Origin of the sequence: Rathayibacter sp. PhB1 (assembly GCF_004362935.1) — a bacterium.
Lineage (GTDB): Bacteria > Actinomycetota > Actinomycetes > Actinomycetales > Microbacteriaceae > Rathayibacter > Rathayibacter festucae.
The window spans coordinates 54754-74047 of record NZ_SNYD01000002.1 but is presented as its reverse complement, the minus strand read 5'-3'; the positions used below and the strand labels follow the sequence as shown (position 1 = coordinate 74047).

The window sequence follows — 19294 nt, the reverse complement described above, 5'->3', positions numbered from 1 at the left end:
ATGATCGAGAACGAATCAACGGAGAGAGTGGGCGATCGGCTGTGTCGAGCCAGTTGACCGGAGCGGGAACAGATCAGGGCTCGGAGGACTTCGGGGCCAACGAGTGGCTGGTGGAGGAGCTGTACGAGCAGTACAGCGCCGACAAGGCCTCGGTGGACGAGTCCTGGTGGCCGATCCTCGAGCGCTACGGCAAGCAGCTCGGCGGTGCCGCCCCCGCCGGCGCGGAGGCCCCTGCGGCCGCCGCCCCCGCCGCCCCGGCGAAGGCGCCCGTCGCCGAGCGCGTGTCCACGAGCGCGGGCGGAGCGGTGAGCCACCCGGCCACCTCGGCGACCAGCACGGCGAAGACCACCTCGAAGCAGCCGAAGGCGCAGCCCATCCCGGCCGACGCGCCCGTGAGCAAGCCGGCCGAGCCCGCCGCCGCCGTGGAGGAGGACGTCGTCTCCCCCCTGCGCGGCATGGCCAAGAGCCTCGCCACGAACATGGACGCGAGCCTGTCGATCCCGACGGCCACCAGCGTGCGCACCATCCCGGCGAAGCTGATGATCGACAACCGCATCGTCATCAACAACCACCTGCGGCGCACCCGCGGCGGCAAGGTGTCGTTCACCCACCTGATCGGCTGGGCGCTGATCCGCGCGCTGAAGGACTTCCCGAGCCAGAACGTCTACTACGACGAGCCGGACGGCAAGCCCTCGGTCGTCGCCCCGGCGCACATCAACCTCGGCATCGCGATCGACATGCCCAAGCCCGACGGCACCCGCGCCCTGCTCGTCCCGAGCATCAAGCGCGCCGACACGCTGAGCTTCACCGCCTACCTCGCCGCCTACGAGGACCTCGTCAAGCGCGCCCGCGGCAACAAGCTGGCGGCCGGCGACTTCGCCGGGACCACCCTCTCGCTGACCAACCCGGGCGGCATCGGCACCGTGCACTCCGTGCCCCGCCTGATGAAGGGCCAGGGCTGCATCATCGGCGCCGGCGCCCTCGAGTACCCGGCCGAGTTCCAGGGCGCGTCCGAGAAGACGCTCGTCGAGCTCGGCATCGGCAAGACGATCACGCTGACCTCGACCTACGACCACCGCGTCATCCAGGGCGCCGGCTCGGGCGAGTTCCTCAAGATCGTGCACGAGCTGCTGCTCGGCAAGCGCGGCTTCTACGAGGACATCTTCTCCGCGCTGCGCATCCCCTACGACCCGATCCACTGGTCGACCGACATCGCCGTCGACCTCGCCGAGCGGGTCTCGAAGACCTCGCGGGTGCAGGAGCTCATCAACTCCTTCCGCGTCCGCGGCCACCTGATGGCCGACGTCGACCCGCTGGAGTACGTCCAGCGCTCGCACCCCGACCTCGCCATCGAGAGCCACGGCCTCACCTTCTGGGACCTCGACCGCGAGTTCGTCACCGACGGCTTCGGCGGCTCCCGCCAGCTGAAGCTCCGCGACATCCTCGGCATCCTGCGCGACTCCTACTGCCGCACCGTCGGCGTCGAGTACATGCACATCCAGGACCCGGAGCAGCGCGCCTGGATGCAGCAGAAGCTCGAGCGCGGCTACGAGAAGCCGGGCCACGACGAGCAGCTGCGGATCCTCGGCCGCCTCAACGAGGCCGAGGCGTTCGAGACCTTCCTGCAGACCAAGTACGTCGGCCAGAAGCGCTTCTCGCTCGAGGGCGGCGAGTCGCTGATCGCGCTGCTGGACGCCGTCCTGCAGGGCGCGGCGGACGCGGACCTCGACGAGGTCGCCATCGGCATGGCCCACCGCGGCCGCCTCAACGTGCTGACCAACATCGCCGGCAAGACCTACGGCCAGATCTTCCGCGAGTTCGAGGGCACCCAGGACCCCAAGACGGTCCAGGGCTCGGGCGACGTGAAGTACCACCTCGGCACCGAGGGCACCTTCCGCGGCGCCGGCGGCGAGGAGATCCCCGTCTACCTGGCGGCGAACCCCTCGCACCTCGAGGCCGTCAACGGCGTGCTCGAGGGCATCGTCCGCGCCAAGCAGGACCGCAAGCCGATCGGCACCTTCACCACCCTGCCGATCCTCGTCCACGGCGACGCCGCGATGGCGGGCCAGGGCGTGGTCGTCGAGGGCCTGCAGATGTCCCAGCTGCGGGCGTACCGCACCGGCGGCACGATCCACATCAACATCAACAACCAGGTCGGCTTCACGACCCCGCCGCACGAGGCGCGCACCTCGATCTACTCGACCGACATGGCGAAGACGATCCAGGCGCCGATCTTCCACGTGAACGGCGACGACCCCGAGGCCGTCGTGCACGTCGGCCAGCTCGCGTTCGAGTACCGCCAGCGGTTCAACCGCGACGTGGTCATCGACCTGATCTGCTACCGCCGCCGCGGCCACAACGAGGGCGACGACCCCTCGATGACCCAGCCGCTGATGTACAGCCTGATCGAGGCCAAGCGCTCGGTGCGCAAGCTCTACACCGAGGCGCTCGTCGGTCGCGGCGACATCACCGAGGAGGAGTACGACCGGGCGCACCAGGACTTCCAGGACCGCCTCGAGCGCGCCTTCGCCGAGACGCACGCCGCGCAGACCGGCGCGATCCCGGTGATCAGCGCCGACGGCGACTCCGTGGCCGACCTCGAGCTGCCGGACGCCCAGCAGGGCGAGGACTACCCCGGCGAGCCCGAGGTGACCGGCGTCAAGGCCGAGGTGGTCACCCGCATCGGCGACGCGTTCACCTCGCCGCCCGAGGGCTTCACCGTGCACCCGAAGCTGCAGCAGCTCCTCACCAAGCGTCAGGAGATGAGCCGCTCCGGCTCGATCGACTGGGCGTTCGGCGAGCTGCTCGCCCTGGGCTCGCTGCTGCTCGAGGACACCCCGGTGCGCCTCGTCGGCCAGGACACCCGCCGCGGCACGTTCGTCCAGCGCCACGCGGTGCTGCACGACCGCGAGAACGGCCAGGAGTGGCTGCCGCTGATGAACCTGTCGGACTCGCAGGCCCGCCTGTGGATCTACGACTCGCTGCTCTCGGAGTACGCCGCGATGGCGTTCGAGTACGGCTACTCGGTCGAGCGCCCCGACTCGCTCGTGCTCTGGGAGGCGCAGTTCGGCGACTTCGCGAACGGCGCCCAGATCGTCATCGACGAGTTCATCTCCTCCGCCGAGCAGAAGTGGGGCCAGCGCTCGTCGCTCGTGCTCCTGCTCCCGCACGGCTACGAGGGCCAGGGCCCGGACCACTCCTCCGCCCGCATCGAGCGCTACCTGCAGATGTGCGCGGAGCGGAACATGACCGTCGCGCGTCCGTCGACCCCGGCGTCGTACTTCCACCTGCTGCGCCGCCAGGCGTACTCGCGGCCGCGCCGCCCGCTGGTGGTCTTCACGCCGAAGGCCATGCTGCGCCTGCGCGGGGCGTCGAGCCCGGTCGAGGACTTCACCTCGGGCCGCTTCGAGCCCGTGATCGACGACGCCCGCGTCCAGGACGCGTCGGCCGTGACCCGGGTGCTCCTGCACGCCGGCAAGGTGCACTACGACCTCAAGGCCGAGCTGGAGAAGAAGCCGGACGACGGCATCGCGCTGGTGCGCGTCGAGCAGTACTACCCGGCGCCGATCGAGGAGCTGCGCGCGATCGCCGCGCGCTACCCGGACGCGGAGTTCGTCTGGGTGCAGGACGAGCCCGAGAACCAGGGCGCCTGGCCGTTCATCGCGCTGAACGTCGCTCCGCAGCTGGACCGGCCGATCCGCGTCGTCTCGCGCCCGGCGGCGGCCTCCCCCGCCGCGGGCTCGGCGAAGCGGCACGCCTCCGAGCAGGCCGATCTGCTGGGCCGGGCGCTGCAGCGCTGACCGCCCGACCGGAGCCGCCCCCCTCGGCGGCGGCTCCGGCTCGCAGAATCGAGTTCGGCTCGTCGGAATCCTCGGATCCGGCGAGCCGAACGTCGTTCCGCGTGCCGGACCTCGTCGAGCGCTTGCCCGGCCCACCTCCGGCACACAGAAACGCCTCCGGCTCGCCGGAACGGGCGGCTCCTGCGGGCCGGGCACGTTCCGACGAGCCGGAGGTCGTCGAGCGGGGAGTGCTGAGCGCTAGACGCGCGCCGGAGCCGCCGCGTGGCTCGCCTGCGCATCGCGCAGCATGCCGAGCACCTGGGCGCGGAGGTCCTCCGGCGCCGTCTCCTTGCACGCGCGCTGGACGGCGACGGTCAGCACGACGCCGACCTTCGCCTCACCGGAGCAGTCGGGGCAGTTCGCCATGTGCTCGCGGATGTCGGCGGCGTCCTCCTTGCACAGCTCGTTGTGGAGGTACTCCTCGAGCTCGGCCTTCGCCTTCGTGCAGCCGCAGTCGGTCATTTCGTGCTCCCGGTGGTGAAAGCGGCGCGGATCCCGCGCTCGCGTGCGTAGTCGGTGAGTCGTTCGCGCAGCATGCGCCGGCCGCGGTGCAGCCGGCTCATCACGGTCCCGACGGGGGTCTTCATGATGTCGGCGATCTCCTGGTACGAGAAGCCTTCGACATCGGCGAAGTAGACGGCGAGCCGGAAGTCCTCCGGGATCGCCTGCAGGGCCTCCTTGACGGCGGTGTCGGGGAGGTGGTCGATCGCCTCGGCCTCGGCCGAGCGGCTCGAGGTGGCGGTGGTCGACTCGGCGCCGCCCAGCTGCCAGTCCTCGAGCTCGTCGATCGCGCTCTGGTACGGCTCGCGCTGCTTCTTGCGGTACGAGTTGATGAAGGTGTTGGTGAGGATGCGGTACAGCCACGCCTTGAGGTTCGTGCCCTGCTCGAACTGCTTGAACGCGCCGAACGCCTTCGCGAAGGTCTCCTGGACGAGGTCCTGGGCGTCGGAGGGGTTCTTGGTCATCCGCAGGCCGGCCGCGTAGAGCTGGTCGATGAAGGGCAGCGCCTGCTGCTCGAACAGCGCGCGGAGATCGACCGGAGCGTCGGGAGCGGCGTCGTCGAGAGCCTCCTCGACGGTCTCCTCGATCGTCTCGGTCTCCTCGGTCGCCTGCGCCTCGTCGGCGGTGCTGGGGCGTGTGCTGTCGTCGCGAGTCATCACACGCGATTCTAGGCCGCGGCGCCGGGCGGCGGCCTGCCGGGCCGGCCGGGGTCGCACGAGGTCGATCGTCGCCGTCATGCCTCGCCTCCCGCCTGATCCTGCCGTCGGTCCGTTCGCCGACTACTCTGACAACCGATGGTCTTCTCGCGTTATTCCGCTCCCGAGTTCGATCCGTACGGCGACGCCCGCGCGCTCCCCGGCGAGGAGGACTGGTCCGCGCCGTCCGCCGCCGGCGCCCTCGACGCCGTGGTCGAGCTGCCCGGCTCCAAGTCGCTGACGAACCGCGAGCTCGTCCTCGCCGCTCTGGCCGACGCTCCGTCCGTGCTGCGCGCGCCGCTGCACTCGCGTGACAGCGCCCTGATGATCGAGGGCCTGCGCTCGCTCGGCACGACGATCCGCGAGGAGGGCGCCACCGGCTCCTTCGGCGCCGATCTCGTCGTCGAGCCGGCCGAGGAGCTCTTCGGCTCCACGACGATCGACTGCGGACTGGCCGGCACGGTGATGCGCTTCCTGCCGCCCCTGGCCGGGCTGGCGCTCGGGCCCACCACCTTCGACGGCGACGCCTACGCCTACAAGCGGCCGATGGGCGCGACCATCGCCTCCCTCCGCTCGCTCGGCGTCGACGTGGCGGACGACGGGCGCGGCTCGCTCCCCTTCACCGTGCACGGCTCCGGCTCGATCCGCGGCGGCGACGCCGTGGTCGACGCCACCCGCTCGAGCCAGTTCGTCTCGGCCCTGCTCCTCGCCGGGGCCCGGTTCGACGAGGGCCTGCGCCTGACGCACGAGGGCGGCGCGCTGCCGAGCCAGCCGCACATCGACATGACGATCGCCGCCCTCGCGGCCCGCGGCGTGAGCGTCGACGCCTCGACCCCCGGCACCTGGTCGATCGCCCCGCAGCGGATCGCCGGTGCCGAGGTCCTGATCGAGCCCGACCTCTCCAACGCCGCGCCGTTCCTGGCCGCCGCACTCGTCACCGGCGGCACCGTCCGGCTCCGGCACTGGCCGGCCGAGACCACCCAGGTCGGCGCGCACCTCGAGCGGATCCTGCCGCTGTTCGGCGCGAGCGTCGAGCGCGACGGCGAGGACCTCGTCGTCCGCGGCGGGGACGAGATCCTCGGCGTCGAGCTCGACCTCTCGGAGGGCGGCGAGCTCGCCCCCGCCCTCGCGGCCCTCGCCGCGCTCGCGAGCGGCCCGAGCACGCTGACCGGCATCGGCCACATCCGCCACCACGAGACCGACCGCCTCGCCGCCCTCGCCGCCGAGATCAACGGCCTCGGCGGCTCCGTCACCGAGCTGGAGGACGGCCTGCGGATCGAGCCCGCGCCGCTGCACGGCGGCCGCTGGCGCACCTACTCCGATCACCGCATGGCCCACGCCGGTGCGCTGATCGGCCTGGTCGTCCCCGGCGTCGCGATCGAGGACATCGCGACGACGTCGAAGACCTTGCCGCAGTTCCCCGAGCTCTGGACCGCACTCGCGGGCGGGGTCTGACCCGTGTCGTGGTGGACGGACAGCGGCCTCGACGCCGACGGAGTGCTCGACGACTTCGACGGCTACGACGAGTCGGACGCGCGAGTGCGGCCGAACCCCAAGGGCACCAAGCCGCGGACGAAGAACCGGCCGGCCTACGAGGACGCCGAGATCGCGATGGTCCTCGGCGTCGACCGCGGCCGCTACACGGTGATGATCGGCGACGGCACCCCGGAGGAGCACGAGTTCACGGCGGCGCGCGCCCGCGAGCTGCGCAAGCAGGCGATTGTCCCCGGTGACCGCGTCGACGTGGTCGGCGACTCCAGCGGCGACGAGGGCACCCTCGCCCGCATCGTGCGGATCCGCGAGCGCTCGACGCTGCTGCGCCGCAGTGCCGACGACACCGACGCGATCGAGCGGGTGATCGTCGCCAACGCCGACCAGATGGTCTGCGTGGTGGCCGCCGCCGACCCGGAGCCGCGCACCCGGCTGGTCGACCGCTACCTGGTCGCCGCCTTCGACGCCGGGATCACGCCGATGCTCTGCATCACCAAGACCGACCTGGCGGACCCGGCGCCGTTCCTGCGCAACTTCGAGGGCCTCGACCTCCGCGTCTTCCTCTCCAGCCAGGACGAGCCGCCCGTCGACGAGATCGCCGAGGCGCTGCTCGGCCACGAGACCGTCGTGGTCGGCCACTCCGGAGTCGGCAAGTCGACGCTCGTGAACAAGCTCGTCCCCGACGCGCACCGGGCGATCGGCCGGGTGAACACGGTGACCGGGCGCGGCCGCCACACCTCCTCCTCCACCGTCTCGCTGCGCGTCGAGCGCGGCGACCGGCACGGCTGGGTGATCGACACCCCGGGCGTGCGCTCCTTCGGCCTCGGCCACGTGAACACCGACAACATCCTCGGCGCCTTCACCACGCTCGCCGTGCTCGCCGAGGACTGCCCGCGCGGCTGCACGCACCTCCCCGACTCCCCCGACTGCGCGATCATCGAGGCCGTCGAGGGCGGGCTGCTCGGCGCGAGCGGGCCGGAGCGCCTCGACTCGCTCCAGCGCCTCCTGACCACCTTCGCCACCACCGACGGAAGCAGACGATGACCGACACCGCCCTCCCCCCGATCCCCGTCGACGAGCGCCTCGCCGCGGGCGACGCCGCCCCCGACTTCACGCTGCCCGACCAGGACGGCCGCCCGGTCGCCCTCGAGGGCCTGCGCGGCCGCCGCGTCATCCTCTTCTTCTACCCGCAGGCCGACACCCCCGGCTGCACGACCGAGGCGTGCGACTTCCGCGACAGCACCGCGGCCCTGCAGGCGGCCGGCTACGAGGTGCTCGGCGTCTCGCGCGACACCCCGGAGGCGCTGCGCCGCTGGGCCGACGAGCACGGCCTCGCCTACCCGCTGCTGAGCGACCCGGACATGAGCGTGCACCGCGCCTACGGCGTCTGGGGCGAGAAGAACAGCTACGGCAAGACGGTCGTCGGCGTCCTCCGCTCGACCTTCGTCGTCGGCCCCGAGGGCGCCCTCGAGTTCGCGCAGTACAACGTGCGCGCCACCGGCCACGTGCAGGCCCTGCGCAAGAAGCTCAAGCTGGCCTGACCCGCCGGGTCTTTTAGGAAAGATCACCCGAAACGTATGGGAGAACGATGCTGATCGAGTAGCCCGCGGAGCGGGCGTATCGAGATCCACCACCGTCAGAACGCGAGTCTGCAGACCCGCCCTGCTGGTGGTGGCGGGTCTCGATACGCCCCTGCGGGGCTACTCGACCAGCATGACGCGGCGCAGCCGCGTCCTTTCCCTCACCACCGAGACGCAAAGCGGCTTCGCCGCTCGATACGACGCCTTCGGCACCTCCACGATCAGCATGCAGGGCGGCCGCCCGCTGTTCCGGCACACCACGCGAGGCAGCCGCCGGGCGTTCCGGCGCGCCGTGCAAGGCGGCTGCCCGCCGTTCCGGCGTTCCATGCTGATCGAGTAGCCCGCGCAGCGGGCGCATCGAGATCCGCCGAGGGCTAGAAGCCCTCGTTGAAGCGCGGGGCGTAGTCGGCGCCGAGGGCGTCGAGCTCGTCGGCCGTCAGCTCGAGGTCGACGGAGGCGACCGCGTCCTCGAGGTGCTGCATCTTGGTCGCGCCGACGATCGGGGCGGTCACCGCCTCCTGCTGGCGCACCCAGGCGAGGGCGACCTGCGCGCGCGGGACGCCGCGCTCGGCCGCGATCCACTCGACGGTGCCCGCGGTCCGGCGGTCGGCCTCCTCCTGCTGGTGGTAGAGCGTCTTGCCGTAGAGGTCGGTCTCGGTGCGCGACGTGGTCGCGTCCCAGTCGCGGGTGAGGCGCCCACGGGCCAGCGGCGACCACGGGATGACGCCGACGCCCTGGTCGAGGCAGAACGGGTGCAGCTCGCGCTCGTCCTCGCGCTGGATCAGGTTGTACTGGTCCTGCATCGAGACGAAGCGCGTCCAGCCGCCGAGGTCCGCGGTGTACTGCGCCTTCGCGAACTGCCACGCCCACATGCTCGACGCACCGATGTAGCGGGCCTTGCCGGAGCGGACGACGTCGTGCAGGGTCTCCATCGTCTCCTCGATCGGCACCTGCGGGTCCCAGCGGTGGATCTGGTAGAGGTCGACGTAGTCGGTGCCGAGGCGGCGGAGGCTGTCGTCGATCGCGCTGAGGATGTGGCGGCGCGAGAGCCCGCCGCCGTTGGCTCCGGGACGCATCGTGCCGTGCACCTTGGTCGCGATGACGACCTCCTCGCGCACGGCGAAGTCCGCCAGCGCCCGGCCGACGAACTCCTCGCTCGTGCCGTCGGAGTAGACGTCGGCGGTGTCGAAGGTGGTGATGCCGAGCTCGAGCGCCCGGCGGAGGAAGGGCCGCGACTCCTCCTCCCCCATGCTCCAGCCGTGCGCGCCGCGGTCGGGGGCGCCGAAGCTCATGCAGCCGAGGATGATCGGGGAGACCTGGAGGCCGCTGAGGCCGAGTCGGGTGGAGTCCATCCTCCGACGCTAGCCCAGTGACGCCGGCCCGGGGCGGCCGGCTCGGAGACGCTAGCCCAGCCCGGGATCGCGGCGGGTGGCGGCGACCGTGCTCGGCAGGAAGAGCAGCACCACGGCCAGCAGGGCCGGGGCCAGCAGCGCCCAGCCGATGTCCGGCACGGCGTACTGCCCCTGGAACGCGCCGAGGGCGACGGCCATCATCACCAGCTGGATGGTCAGAGCGGAGGCGCGGATCCAGCTGCGGCGCCGGGCGGTGCCCACGGTCGTCGCGGCGACCCAGGCCAGGGCGATGAAGGAGAGCACGACGATCGCGATCCCGCCGCCGATCGAGCCGGCCCGGGTGGTGAGGAGCTCGATCACGAGCCACCCCGTGATGCACGCCACGGCAGCGGTCTCCAGCGCCAGAACGGCGACCAGGAGGAGCAGGCCGAGGGGCCGCCGGCCGCTTCCCGGCCTGGTCGGAGGCCGGTTCCCGTCCATGATCACAGCTGCATCCCATCCAGCACTCTTGATTCGAGCCTGCCTCCGTGACAGGCTAGTGCAGTTCGTTTCACCGCTCACAGGGTCGTGGGTTACCGCCGATGTGAACACCCCGATCCTGCCGTGCCGAGAGGCATGCGTGCGAGCGGGGCGATCTGTCGGGAAGAACCGAGCACCGTCCGGTCCCGCACCCGAACCGCCCTGCGCAGCTGCGCAGGGTCTCGTGGCGTGCGCCGGTTCGGGCGCCCGGTGCATACCGATGGTCCAGGCCGTCGGTGTGACTCGATCATCCCACCCGAACACTGCGTGGTTCCTCCACGCACGCTGTCACACAAGGAGCACCCGCATGGACTGGCGCGACAAGGCCGCTTGCCTCACCGCTGACCCCGAGCTTTTCTTCCCGGTCGGCAACACCGGACCCGCGGTCGACCAGATCGAGAAGGCGAAGACCGTCTGCGGTCGCTGCACCGTCACCGAGGTCTGCCTGCAGTACGCCCTCGAGACCGGTCAGGACTCGGGCGTCTGGGGCGGCCTCAGCGAGGACGAGCGCCGCGCCCTCAAGCGCCGCGCCGCCCGCGCCCGCCGCGCCTCGTAGCGCCGGCACCGGGACCACCCGGCACCGCACGACCCCGACCCCCGCTCGCCCTCCGGCAGCGGGGGTCGCGTCGTTCCCGAGGACGCCCGGCGGGAGCCGGGGCCGCGCGGCGCGGACCGGTCCGGCTCGGAGCGGTCCGGCTCAGACCCGCGGGCCCTTCAGCCAGCGCAGCGGCACCTCGATGGTCACCTCGGTGCCGCGGCCGACCAGCGTGTGCCAGTCGATCGTGCCGCCGAGCTCGCCCTGGATCAGGGTGCGCACGATCTGCGTGCCCAGACCCGAGCCGACCTTGCCCTCCGGCAGTCCGACGCCGGTGTCGCGCACCTTGACCGTGAGCTCGTCGTCGCCGCGGGTCGCGACGATCTCGACGTCGCCCTCCCGGCCGGCGAGCCCGTGCTCGACCGCGTTGGTGACCAGCTCGGTCAGCGCGAGGGCGAGCGGAGTGGCGTACTCGCTCGGCAGGTCGCCGAAGCTGCCGGTGAAGGTGGGGTGCACGGTGGTGTTGTGCGTCGAGGCGACCTCGGCGATCAGCAGCAGCACCCGGTCGAACACCGCGTCGAAGTCGACGTTCTGCGCGAGCCCCTCGGAGAGCGTGTCGTGCACGACCGCGATCGCCGCGACGCGCCGCATGGCCTGCGTCAGCGCCTCGCGGGCGAGATCGGAATGGGTGCGCCGGGCCTGGATCCGCAGCAGCGACGCGACGGTCTGCAGGTTGTTCTTCACCCGGTGGTGGATCTCCCGGATCGTCGCGTCCTTGGTGATCAGCTCCCGCTCCTGGTGGCGCAGCTCGGTCACGTCGCGGCAGAGCACGACGGCGCCGACGCGCTCCCCGCGGTCGCGGATCGGGATGGCGCGCAGCGAGACGGTGACCCCGCGCGCCTCGATGTCGGTGCGCCACGGTGCACGGCCGGTCACGACCAGCGGCAGCGACTCGTCGATGACGACCTTGCCGGCGACCAGGCCGGTGGTGACCTCGGCGAGCGACTCGCCCTCGAGCTCGTCCGCGAAGCCGATGCGGTTGAACGCCGACAGCGCGTTCGGGCTGGCGAAGGTCGTGATCCCGTCCACGTCGAGGCGGATCAGGCCGTCGGAGGCGCGCGGGGCACCGCGCCGGGGCCCGGTCGGCGCGCCCAGGTCAGGGAAGTCGCCCGAGGCGATCATCGAGAAGAGGTCGTTCGCGCAGTCGTTGAAGGTCAGCTCCTGGCGGCTGGGCGTGCGCGTCTCGCTGAGGTTGGTGTGCCGGGTGACGACCGCGATCGGCTGATCCATGGTCGCGCTGTCGGAGCCGCCGAGGCGCCGGATGACCGGCACGGCGCGCACGCGGGTGGGCGTCTCCTCGAACCAGTCCGGGGCCGAGGTGTCGACGATGCGGGCGCTCTCGAAGGCCTCGGCGACCTGGGCGCGCCACTCCGCCTTGATCTTCTGCCCGACGAAGTCGCGGTAGAAGAGGGTCGCCGCACTCGAGGGCCGGGCGTGCGCGACGGCGACGAAGCCGCCCTCGGCGGTCGGCACCCAGAGCACGATGTCGGCGAAGGCGAGGTCGGCGAGGAGCTGGAGGTCGCCGACGAGGAGGTGCAGCCATTCGACGTCCGCGTCCGTGGAGCGGCCGTGGGAGAGGACGAGATCACTGAGGGTCGACACCCGACAAGCCTAGGTCCCGTCATCGCGCGCACCGCACCTGCGGTGCCCCGCGCCCGGTTATCCACAGTCCGGCGCTGAGCCTGACGTGAGCATCGCTCGGCTGCTTCGATGAGGGCACCCCGTCGCGCTCGTCCTGCTGCGGCACGTACCGCCCGAGCCGAGAGGAGATCCGAACCGTGAGTCGCTCGTCCTGCCTTTGGAGCACGCCGCATGATCCACCCCACCAACGCGTTCCACTACCGCACCCTGCCGCTCGACGCCGACGCGGCGGCCCCCGCGACGTCGGCCGCCGCGTTCTTCGCCCCGCAGCCGGCCACGCGGGCGGAGCTGCCCGATCCCGAGCCGATCCTCGCCTGCCTGACGCTGCAGGTGGTCGAGGTCCTGGCCGGCTCCCGCGAGATCGACCAGCTGGCCCGCTGGCTGAGCGACGACGTCTACCGGCATCTGCAGAAGCGGGTGGTGATGGCCGCCCGCGCCCGCAGCCTCAAGGGGCGGTCGACGCAGCGCCTCCCGTCCACCGTCGGCCGGGTCGTCGTCACCGAGCCGCGGGACGGGATCGTCGAGGCGGTCGTCCTCGTGCACAACCGGGTGCGCACCCGAGCGGTCGCCATCCGGCTGGAGGGCACCGACGCCCGCTGGCGCGCGACCGCGATCAACGTGCTCTGAGACCGGCCGGCGCTCGCGGCTCGGCGCTCGCACGCCGGCACGCCCGGGTCAGCGCTCGCGGACGGGAGCCACCGGCGGCAGCACCACCTGGACGCCCTTCTCGCGCAGCGCCTCCTCGAGCTCCGGCGGCGGCGGCGCGTCGGTGACGAGGTAGTCGGCCCGGCCGAGCTCCGCCACCTGGGCGAAGAGGGTCCGGCCGAACTTGGTCTGATCGGCCAGGATCGCCACGCGCTCGCAGCGGGCGATCATCTCGCTCATCATCACGCCCTCCGCCAGGTTGCTGGTCGAGTAGCCGTTCTCGGCCGACACGGCGCCGACGGAGATCAGGCCGATGTCGCAGTGCAGGTCGACGGCGCCGCCCGGCTCCGCGGCGGCGAAGCCCACCGGCCCGACCGTCGACTGGCCGCCGAGGCGGACGGCGCCGCCGAAGACGAAGAGGTCGCGGCAGGTCTTCGAGCCGATCTCGGCGGGGACGCGCAGGTTGTTCGTCGCGATGGTCAGCTCGCGGTGGTCGTTGAGGTGGCGGACGACCGCCAGCGAGGTGGTGCCCGCGTTCAGCATCACCACCGCCCCGTTCTCGACGAGGCCGGCGGCGAGCGCGCCAATCTTCTCCTTCGCGCCGCGCTGGATGCCCAGGCGCACGTCCAGGCGCTTCTCCGTCGCGGGCATCACCGAGAGGCTCACCGCGCCGCCGTGCGTGCGGACGAGGTAGCCGTCGGCGTCGAGCTGGTCGAGATCGCGGCGCACGGTGTCGGCCGAGACGGCGAAGCGGCGGGCGAGCGTGGTGACCGTGACCTCGCCCGCCTCGGCGACGTAGGCGGCCAGATCGGCCTTCCGGCCGGCCGGCAGACGGAGCGGGACGTCGTTCGCGGCGGGGGCGTCGTCGGTGTCGGGCATGTGCGTTGTCTAACACCGCCGTGCCGGATCCTGCAACTTGTCGCACTCGGATCGCGGTGGATCCTGCGGTCTGGTCCTCGTCTGTCGCACATCTCGGCAATTTCCTGCCGGTTCTTGCATGACCACGCATCGCCAGGTACATTCGCAGAACACAAGCGCAAGAATGCGCACACAACAGCAGATAACTGCAGAGTTGCAGGGAGTGACATGAGCAAAGGTGCTCGCATCAAGAGAGCCGTCGTCTTCACCGTCAGCGCGGCGTTCGCCGCGACGATGCTGACCGGCTGCAGTCAGGGTGGCGGCGACTCCGCGGCAGGCGGAGACGTCACCCTCGAATTCGCGCAGTGGTGGGAGCCCGAGCTCTCGGACGGCGCCCTCCGCGGCCTGATGGACGACTTCGAGGCCGCGAACCCCGGCATCACGGTCGACCTGCTCAGCGGCCCGTACGCCTCGACCAAGGAGCAGCTCTTCGCCGGCGCCGCGGCCGGCACGATGTCCGACGTCGTCGGACTGGACGGCGCCTGGATCAGCGACTTCGCCAAGCAGGGCGCGCTGGCCGACCTCGGTCCCCTGCTCTCGGACGCGGGCTTCGACGAGAGCCAGCTCTCCTCGACGGTCGTCGTCGACGGCAAGACCGCCATGGTCCCGGTCGTCAACTTCGTCTACCCGCTCTTCACCAACGACGCCCTGCTCTCCGAGGCGGGCGTCGCCGCTCCGCCCTCGACCCGCAGCGAGTTCGAGTCCGCGGCCAAGGCGATCACGGCGCTGGGCGACAACACCAGCGGCTGGGTGCTCCCGCTCTCGAGCGATTCCCCCAACGGGATCCAGAACGACGTCATGTCCTGGGTCTGGGCCTCCGGCGGCAGCATGCTCGACGACGGCAAGCCGGATCTCACCAACGACGCCGTCACCAGCGCGGTCGACTACATCGCGCAGCTCGACGCCGACGGCGTGATCGCCCCCGGCGCCGCGACGATGAAGGAGCAGGACAAGGTCGAGGAGTTCACCAACGGCCGGGTCGGCATGATGATCGACTCCCTCTCGCACATCGCCACCATCCGCGAGTCCAACCCCGACCTGAAGTTCAGCATCTCGGCCATCCCGGCCGAGGACGGCTTCAGCGGCGAGCGCGGCATCCCCTTCGCCTCCTGGGGCATCGGGGTCTCGGCCAGCAGTGAGCACCCGGCCGAGGCCGCGAAGCTCGTGTCGTTCCTGATGAGCGGCGACACGAACTCGAAGCTGTCCACGCTGGCGAACGCCTTCCCCGGCAACACCGCCTCGACGCCGGACTTCTCGGACAGCGACCCGCTGTACCAGGAGGCCTTCGACATCTACTCGGCCGGCTACCCGGCGAACGAGTTCGTCGGACTGCCCGTCGCGGAGCAGCTGATGCGCGACTTCGACGAGCAGCTGCAGGCCGCCCTCAACGGCGACCAGAGCGTCGACGAGGCGCTGGAGAAGTCCCAGGAAGCCTGGCTCGGCGAGTTCTGAGCCGTGACCCGTCCGTCCCCGATCGCGCCGCGGGAGTCCTCTCCCGCGGCGCGGTCCCCCCTCACCCCGTCCCCGATCGAAGGAGGAGCGCCGTGGTCTCCCTGCTGAGCGCCCCCCAGCGTCCCGCCTCCGGGACGCCCGCCCCCGCCCCCACGGGCCGCCGGAAGCGCCGCGACGTCGCGCCCTACCTCTACCTCTCCCCCACGGCGATCGTGATGCTCGTCCTGATGCTCGTGCCGGTGCTGCTGGTGATCGGGTACTCGTTCTTCGACAACGTCATCACGAACCCGAAGCCCGCCTTCGTCGGCCTCGCCAACTACCTCGAGGTCCTCGGCGATCCGAAGTTCCGCACGGCCACCGGCAACACCATTGTCTTCGTCGGCGTCAGCGTCGCCGCCCACCTGGTGCTCGGCCTCGGCTTCGCGATGCTGCTGAACTCGCCGCTCGTGCCGACCGTCGCCAAGTCGCTCTTCCGCGTGGTCTACGTCCTGCCGTGGCTGTTCACCGTCGCGATCATCGCGGTGCTCTGGCGGCTGCTGCTGAACCCGAACGGCGTGATCAACTACGCGCTGATCTCGCTCGGGCTGACCGACAAGGGCATCGAGTGGCTCGCCTCCCCCGCGACCGCGCTGCTCTCGGTGACCTTCATCAACATCTGGGCCGGCTACTCGTTCTACATGATCACGCTGCTGGCGGGTCTGCAGGGCATCCCGCACGACCTCTACGAGGCGGCGAAGGTCGACGGGGCGAGCGCCTGGCAGCGGTTCTGGAACGTCACGATCCCGCAGCTCAAGCCGATCATCATCAGCATGTCGGTCCTGGACATCATCTGGACCTCGCAGCAGTTCGCGCTGATCTGGATGACGACCGGCGGCGGCCCGATCGACGCGACCGAGATGCTCAGCACCTACACCTACAAGCTCGCGTTCAGCCGCTACGAGTTCTCGGTGGCCTCGGCGAGCGCCGTCCTGATCCTCCTCCTCACCATGGTCCTCGCGTTCTTCTACGTGCGGAACCAGAAAGCCAGGGACTGACGTGACCGCCACCGCCACCCGCCCGGCCGTCCGCACGCCGCGACTCCTCGCCGCGAAGGCCGGGGTCTGGGTCCTCCTCCTGATCGGCGCCGCCTTCGCGGGCCTGCCGATCGTCTGGATGGCCGCCAGCTCGTTCAAGTCGAACACCGAGATCTTCGAGTACCCGCCCCGGCTGATCACCGACACGTTCTCGTTCTCGGCCTACGCCGGGATCCTGGGCGACCCGACGAAGGTCCGCTTCTTCATCAACAGCTACGTCGTCGCCCTCGCGGTCGTCGCGCTGACGCTGGTCGTCGCGATCCTCGCGTCCTACGCGTTCAGCCGCTACGAGTTCCGCTTCAAGCGGCCGATCAACATCATCATCGTCAGCGTGCAGGCGGTGCCGCCGATCACCCTGCTGATCCCGTTCTTCGGGCTGATGGTGACGCTGCGGCTCTACAACACCTACCAGGGGCTGATCCTCACCTATCTGGTCTTCACGCTGCCCTACGCGATCATCATGCTGACCGGCTACTTCAACACCCTCCCCCGCGATCTCGACGAGGCGGCGCGGATGGACGGGGCCGGCCCGATGACGGTGCTCTGGCGGATCCTGGTGCCGATCGCGATCCCCGGGATCGTCTCGGTGGGGGTCTACACCTTCATGATCGCGTGGAACGAGTACCTCTTCGCGCTCACCCTGACCCGCACCGACGACATGCGCACGGTGCCGATCGGCATCCAGCTGCTGATGGGCCAGAACTCCTACGAGTGGAACGAGATGATGGCGATGAGCATCCTCGGATGCGTTCCCGTCCTCCTCCTCTTCCTCTTCTTCCAGCGGTACTTCATCGGCGGCATGACCGCCGGGGCCGTCAAGAGCTGAGGCGCGCGTCCGCGCGTCCGGAACACCACCACCACCACGAGAAGGACAGTCAGAGAATGCTTGTTTCCGGAAAAGACCTGCTGGACGTCGCCAATGCGAACGGCTTCGCCGTCCCGGCGTTCAACGTCAGCGACTACGCCATGATGAACGGCCTGTTCGAGATCAGCGAGGAGAAGGCCTCCCCGCTGCTCATCGCGATCCACCCCGACGAGCTGAGCCACACCGGAGTGGACATCCTGCACGCGATCATCGCCCGCGCCCACCGCTCCAGCGTCCCGGTGACCATCCACCTCGACCACGGCGCCACCTACGAGCAGGTCCTGCTCGCGATCAAGTCCGGCTTCACCTCGGTGATGATCGACGGCTCGATGCTCCCCTACGACGAGAACGTCGCGATCACCAAGCGCGTCGTCGACGCGGCGCACGCCGTCGGCGTCTCGGTCGAGGGCGAGCTGGGCACGATCGGAAAGACCGACAACGAGGCCGAGGACGGCGCCGCGAACATCATCTACACCGAGCCCGACGAGGCGGTCGACTTCGTCGCCTCCACCGGGGTCGACAGCCTGGCGATCGCCATCGGCACCAGCCACGGCCTCTACCCGGCGTCGATGAAGCCCGCCCTCAAGCTCGATCTGCTCGCCGAGATCAAGAAGCGCGTCGCCGTGCCGCTCGTCCTGCACGGCGGCTCGAACAACCCCGACGCCGAGATCGCGGAGTCGGTGAAGCGCGGGGTCAACAAGATCAACATCTCCAGCGACATCAAGGCCGCTTACCACAAGAAGATGCGCGAGGTGCTGGCCGACCCCTCCGTCCGCGAGCCCAACACGATCCAGCCGCCCTCCATCGCCGCGATGAAGGAGACGGCCGCCGAGAAGATCGATCTGTTCGGCTCCGCCGGCAAGGCCGAGCTCTACTAGGCCCGGCGAGACGCAGGAGAGCAGCGCGGTGAACGAGAGGATCGTGCTCGGACTGGGCGGGACCGTCGACTACGAGATCGACTGGGACGACGACGTCGTCCAGTCGCTCGCGGAGGAGTACGGGATCCGCGCGGACGAGCTGACGAGGACGGCGCCGGTCACTATCGAGCGCGACCTCGTCGTGGCGCTCCTCGCGTTCCTCGCCGACGGTGCGGGAGGGGAGAGATTCGCCTCCTCCTCCCGCATCGTCGAGGAGTTCGCGCAGCGCTTCCCCCGGCGCATCACCCTCGGCGGCACGGGCGTGCGCGCGGGCTACGCGCTCGCCGTGCACGGCCTCGCCGCGGTGCAGCACCTGGTGAGCATCGACGACCACGTCCGGCGGCTCCTGCCCGCGGGCACGGAGTACGTCTCGAGCGCGACCGCCGACAGCACCGACCCGCACCTGATCGTGCAGTTCCCGCGCGGCGCCCGAGTGCGCCTCGGCGACCGCGTGCTGGTGGCGCCGCACCCGAACCGGGTGATCTTCGCGAACGACCCGCCCAACCGCGAGCTGCTGCTGGCGGAGGGACTCGGCGGGGTGCTGGCCGACGCGGGCGTCTTCCTGGTCTCCGGCTTCAACAGCATCCAGGACGGGGCGGTGCTGACGGACCGGCTCGAGACGCTGCAGCGCCACCTCGCGGCGCTGCCCGCCTCCGCGGACGTGATCTACGAGGACGCCGGGTTCCACCTGCCCGCCCTGCAGGACCGGGCCCGCTCCGCCCTGCTCGGCTGCGTCGACGTCGTCAGCATGAACGAGGACGAGCTGCAGGCGCTGCTCGGGCACCGGCTCGACCTGCTCGACCCGGACGCCGTGGTCGAGGCGCTGGGCGCGGCCGCGGCGCTGCTCCCCGGCCCGGTGCTCGTCGTGCACACCCGGCACTGGTCGGCGGCCGTCGGAGCGGAGGCCGAGCGCTACCGCGCGGCGCTCCTGGGCGGAGTGACGATGGCGAGCACCCGCTACCTGCTCGGCGACGGCATCACCGCCGCGGACTACGACCGCGTCGCGCAGCTGCCGGCGCAGCCCGGCGGCGTCGCGGTCTGCGCGGCGGTCGCGGCTCGACTGCAGGCCGTCTGCACGCCCGGCCTCGTGCTCGAGACCGACCGCCCCACCACGATCGGCCTCGGCGACACCTTCGCCGGCGGCTTCGTCTCGGCGCTGGTGCGGCACCGCGTCTGACCTGACGGGGCCGACGACGAAGGCCCCGCACCCC

The 19294-nt window shown here is 71.0% G+C and carries 18 protein-coding genes; 12 read left to right on the top strand and 6 right to left on the bottom strand.

Annotated elements, in window-relative coordinates:
• Positions 1-41: 41 nt before the first annotated feature.
• Positions 42-3800, top strand: coding sequence for a multifunctional oxoglutarate decarboxylase/oxoglutarate dehydrogenase thiamine pyrophosphate-binding subunit/dihydrolipoyllysine-residue succinyltransferase subunit (locus tag EDF17_RS04555; RefSeq protein WP_185019933.1), 3759 nt, complete (start codon positions 42-44; stop codon positions 3798-3800).
• Between the two features lie 237 nt (positions 3801-4037).
• Here EDF17_RS04555 and EDF17_RS04550 read toward each other — a convergent pair whose 3' ends face one another.
• Both EDF17_RS04550 and EDF17_RS04545 read right to left on the bottom strand, forming a co-directional pair.
• Positions 4038-4301 carry a zf-HC2 domain-containing protein gene (locus EDF17_RS04550; protein WP_123444408.1) on the bottom strand — a complete coding sequence of 88 codons (264 nt, stop codon included), beginning with the start codon at positions 4299-4301 and terminating at the stop codon, positions 4038-4040.
• Positions 4298-4996: a sigma-70 family RNA polymerase sigma factor gene (locus EDF17_RS04545; RefSeq protein WP_123444430.1), complete on the bottom strand. Its 699-nt coding sequence runs from the start codon at positions 4994-4996 to the stop codon at positions 4298-4300. Before EDF17_RS04545 ends, EDF17_RS04550 begins: the two co-directional genes overlap by 4 nt.
• A gap of 138 nt (positions 4997-5134) precedes the next feature.
• On the opposite strand from EDF17_RS04545, the gene aroA reads away from it, so the two are divergent.
• The 4 genes from aroA to EDF17_RS04525 all read left to right on the top strand — a co-directional run bounded on the left by aroA (position 5135) and on the right by EDF17_RS04525 (position 8446).
• Complete coding sequence (gene aroA / locus EDF17_RS04540; RefSeq protein ID WP_123444407.1) at positions 5135-6490, top strand: 3-phosphoshikimate 1-carboxyvinyltransferase; 1356 nt, start codon at positions 5135-5137, stop codon at positions 6488-6490.
• A 3-nt stretch (positions 6491-6493) separates the two neighbouring features.
• Positions 6494-7570, top strand: coding sequence for a ribosome small subunit-dependent GTPase A (gene rsgA, locus EDF17_RS04535; protein WP_173250401.1), 1077 nt, complete (start codon positions 6494-6496; stop codon positions 7568-7570).
• Complete coding sequence (gene bcp, locus EDF17_RS04530) at positions 7567-8067, top strand: thioredoxin-dependent thiol peroxidase (protein WP_123444406.1); 501 nt, start codon at positions 7567-7569, stop codon at positions 8065-8067. The genes rsgA and bcp overlap by 4 nt, the downstream gene beginning before the upstream one ends.
• Positions 8068-8239: 172 nt before the next feature.
• Positions 8240-8446: a hypothetical protein gene (locus EDF17_RS04525; protein WP_123444405.1), complete on the top strand. Its 207-nt coding sequence runs from the start codon at positions 8240-8242 to the stop codon at positions 8444-8446.
• Positions 8447-8480: 34 nt separating this feature from the next.
• On the opposite strand, the gene EDF17_RS04520 is transcribed toward EDF17_RS04525, so the two are convergent.
• Entirely contained in the window at positions 8481-9458 is a 978-nt protein-coding gene (locus EDF17_RS04520; protein WP_123444404.1) for an aldo/keto reductase, read from the bottom strand.
• Positions 9459-9509: 51 nt separating this feature from the next.
• Entirely contained in the window at positions 9510-9818 is a 309-nt protein-coding gene (locus EDF17_RS04515) for a hypothetical protein (protein WP_243586432.1), read from the bottom strand.
• A 466-nt stretch (positions 9819-10284) separates the two neighbouring features.
• Between EDF17_RS04515 and EDF17_RS04510 the strand changes: the two genes are divergently transcribed.
• A complete protein-coding gene (locus EDF17_RS04510) occupies positions 10285-10533 on the top strand; it encodes a WhiB family transcriptional regulator (RefSeq protein ID WP_056045195.1) in 249 nt (82 codons plus the stop codon).
• A gap of 141 nt (positions 10534-10674) precedes the next feature.
• Here the strand turns inward: EDF17_RS04510 and EDF17_RS04505 are convergent, their stop codons facing one another.
• Positions 10675-12174, bottom strand: coding sequence for a PAS domain-containing sensor histidine kinase (locus tag EDF17_RS04505; RefSeq protein ID WP_123444403.1), 1500 nt, complete (start codon positions 12172-12174; stop codon positions 10675-10677).
• Positions 12175-12384: 210 nt separating this feature from the next.
• Between EDF17_RS04505 and EDF17_RS04500 the strand changes: the two genes are divergently transcribed.
• The gene (locus EDF17_RS04500; RefSeq protein ID WP_221181806.1) at positions 12385-12840 is read left to right on the top strand and encodes an Rv3235 family protein; all 456 of its coding nucleotides are present in this window, start codon (positions 12385-12387) and stop codon (positions 12838-12840) included.
• A gap of 48 nt (positions 12841-12888) precedes the next feature.
• On the opposite strand, the gene EDF17_RS04495 is transcribed toward EDF17_RS04500, so the two are convergent.
• Positions 12889-13737: a DeoR/GlpR family DNA-binding transcription regulator gene (locus EDF17_RS04495; protein WP_123444402.1), complete on the bottom strand. Its 849-nt coding sequence runs from the start codon at positions 13735-13737 to the stop codon at positions 12889-12891.
• A 207-nt stretch (positions 13738-13944) separates the two neighbouring features.
• Between EDF17_RS04495 and EDF17_RS04490 the strand changes: the two genes are divergently transcribed.
• The 5 genes from EDF17_RS04490 to EDF17_RS04470 all read left to right on the top strand — a co-directional run bounded on the left by EDF17_RS04490 (position 13945) and on the right by EDF17_RS04470 (position 19260).
• The gene (locus EDF17_RS04490) at positions 13945-15228 is read left to right on the top strand and encodes a sugar ABC transporter substrate-binding protein (protein WP_123444401.1); all 1284 of its coding nucleotides are present in this window, start codon (positions 13945-13947) and stop codon (positions 15226-15228) included.
• A 92-nt stretch (positions 15229-15320) separates the two neighbouring features.
• The gene (locus EDF17_RS04485) at positions 15321-16262 is read left to right on the top strand and encodes a sugar ABC transporter permease (protein ID WP_243732787.1); all 942 of its coding nucleotides are present in this window, start codon (positions 15321-15323) and stop codon (positions 16260-16262) included.
• 1 nt (position 16263) lies between these two features.
• A complete protein-coding gene (locus tag EDF17_RS04480) occupies positions 16264-17127 on the top strand; it encodes a carbohydrate ABC transporter permease (protein WP_207901631.1) in 864 nt (287 codons plus the stop codon).
• Positions 17128-17183: 56 nt separating this feature from the next.
• Positions 17184-18044 carry a ketose-bisphosphate aldolase gene (locus tag EDF17_RS04475; RefSeq protein WP_123444400.1) on the top strand — a complete coding sequence of 287 codons (861 nt, stop codon included), beginning with the start codon at positions 17184-17186 and terminating at the stop codon, positions 18042-18044.
• Positions 18045-18072: 28 nt separating this feature from the next.
• Positions 18073-19260 carry an ADP-dependent glucokinase/phosphofructokinase gene (locus EDF17_RS04470; RefSeq protein WP_123444399.1) on the top strand — a complete coding sequence of 396 codons (1188 nt, stop codon included), beginning with the start codon at positions 18073-18075 and terminating at the stop codon, positions 19258-19260.
• Positions 19261-19294: the final 34 nt, after the last annotated feature.

Coding starts and splice junctions, on each gene's coding strand:
- EDF17_RS04550 (WP_123444408.1), bottom strand. CDS start 4,301: ATGACCGACTGCGGCTGCACGAAGGCGAAGGCCGAGCTCGAGGAGTAC.
- EDF17_RS04545 (WP_123444430.1), bottom strand. CDS start 4,996: ATGACTCGCGACGACAGCACACGCCCCAGCACCGCCGACGAGGCGCAG.
- aroA (WP_123444407.1), top strand. CDS start 5,135: ATGGTCTTCTCGCGTTATTCCGCTCCCGAGTTCGATCCGTACGGCGAC.
- bcp (WP_123444406.1), top strand. CDS start 7,567: ATGACCGACACCGCCCTCCCCCCGATCCCCGTCGACGAGCGCCTCGCC.
- EDF17_RS04525 (WP_123444405.1), top strand. CDS start 8,240: ATGACGCGGCGCAGCCGCGTCCTTTCCCTCACCACCGAGACGCAAAGC.
- EDF17_RS04520 (WP_123444404.1), bottom strand. CDS start 9,458: ATGGACTCCACCCGACTCGGCCTCAGCGGCCTCCAGGTCTCCCCGATC.
- EDF17_RS04510 (WP_056045195.1), top strand. CDS start 10,285: ATGGACTGGCGCGACAAGGCCGCTTGCCTCACCGCTGACCCCGAGCTT.
- EDF17_RS04500 (WP_221181806.1), top strand. CDS start 12,385: ATGATCCACCCCACCAACGCGTTCCACTACCGCACCCTGCCGCTCGAC.
- EDF17_RS04495 (WP_123444402.1), bottom strand. CDS start 13,737: ATGCCCGACACCGACGACGCCCCCGCCGCGAACGACGTCCCGCTCCGT.
- EDF17_RS04490 (WP_123444401.1), top strand. CDS start 13,945: ATGAGCAAAGGTGCTCGCATCAAGAGAGCCGTCGTCTTCACCGTCAGC.
- EDF17_RS04475 (WP_123444400.1), top strand. CDS start 17,184: ATGCTTGTTTCCGGAAAAGACCTGCTGGACGTCGCCAATGCGAACGGC.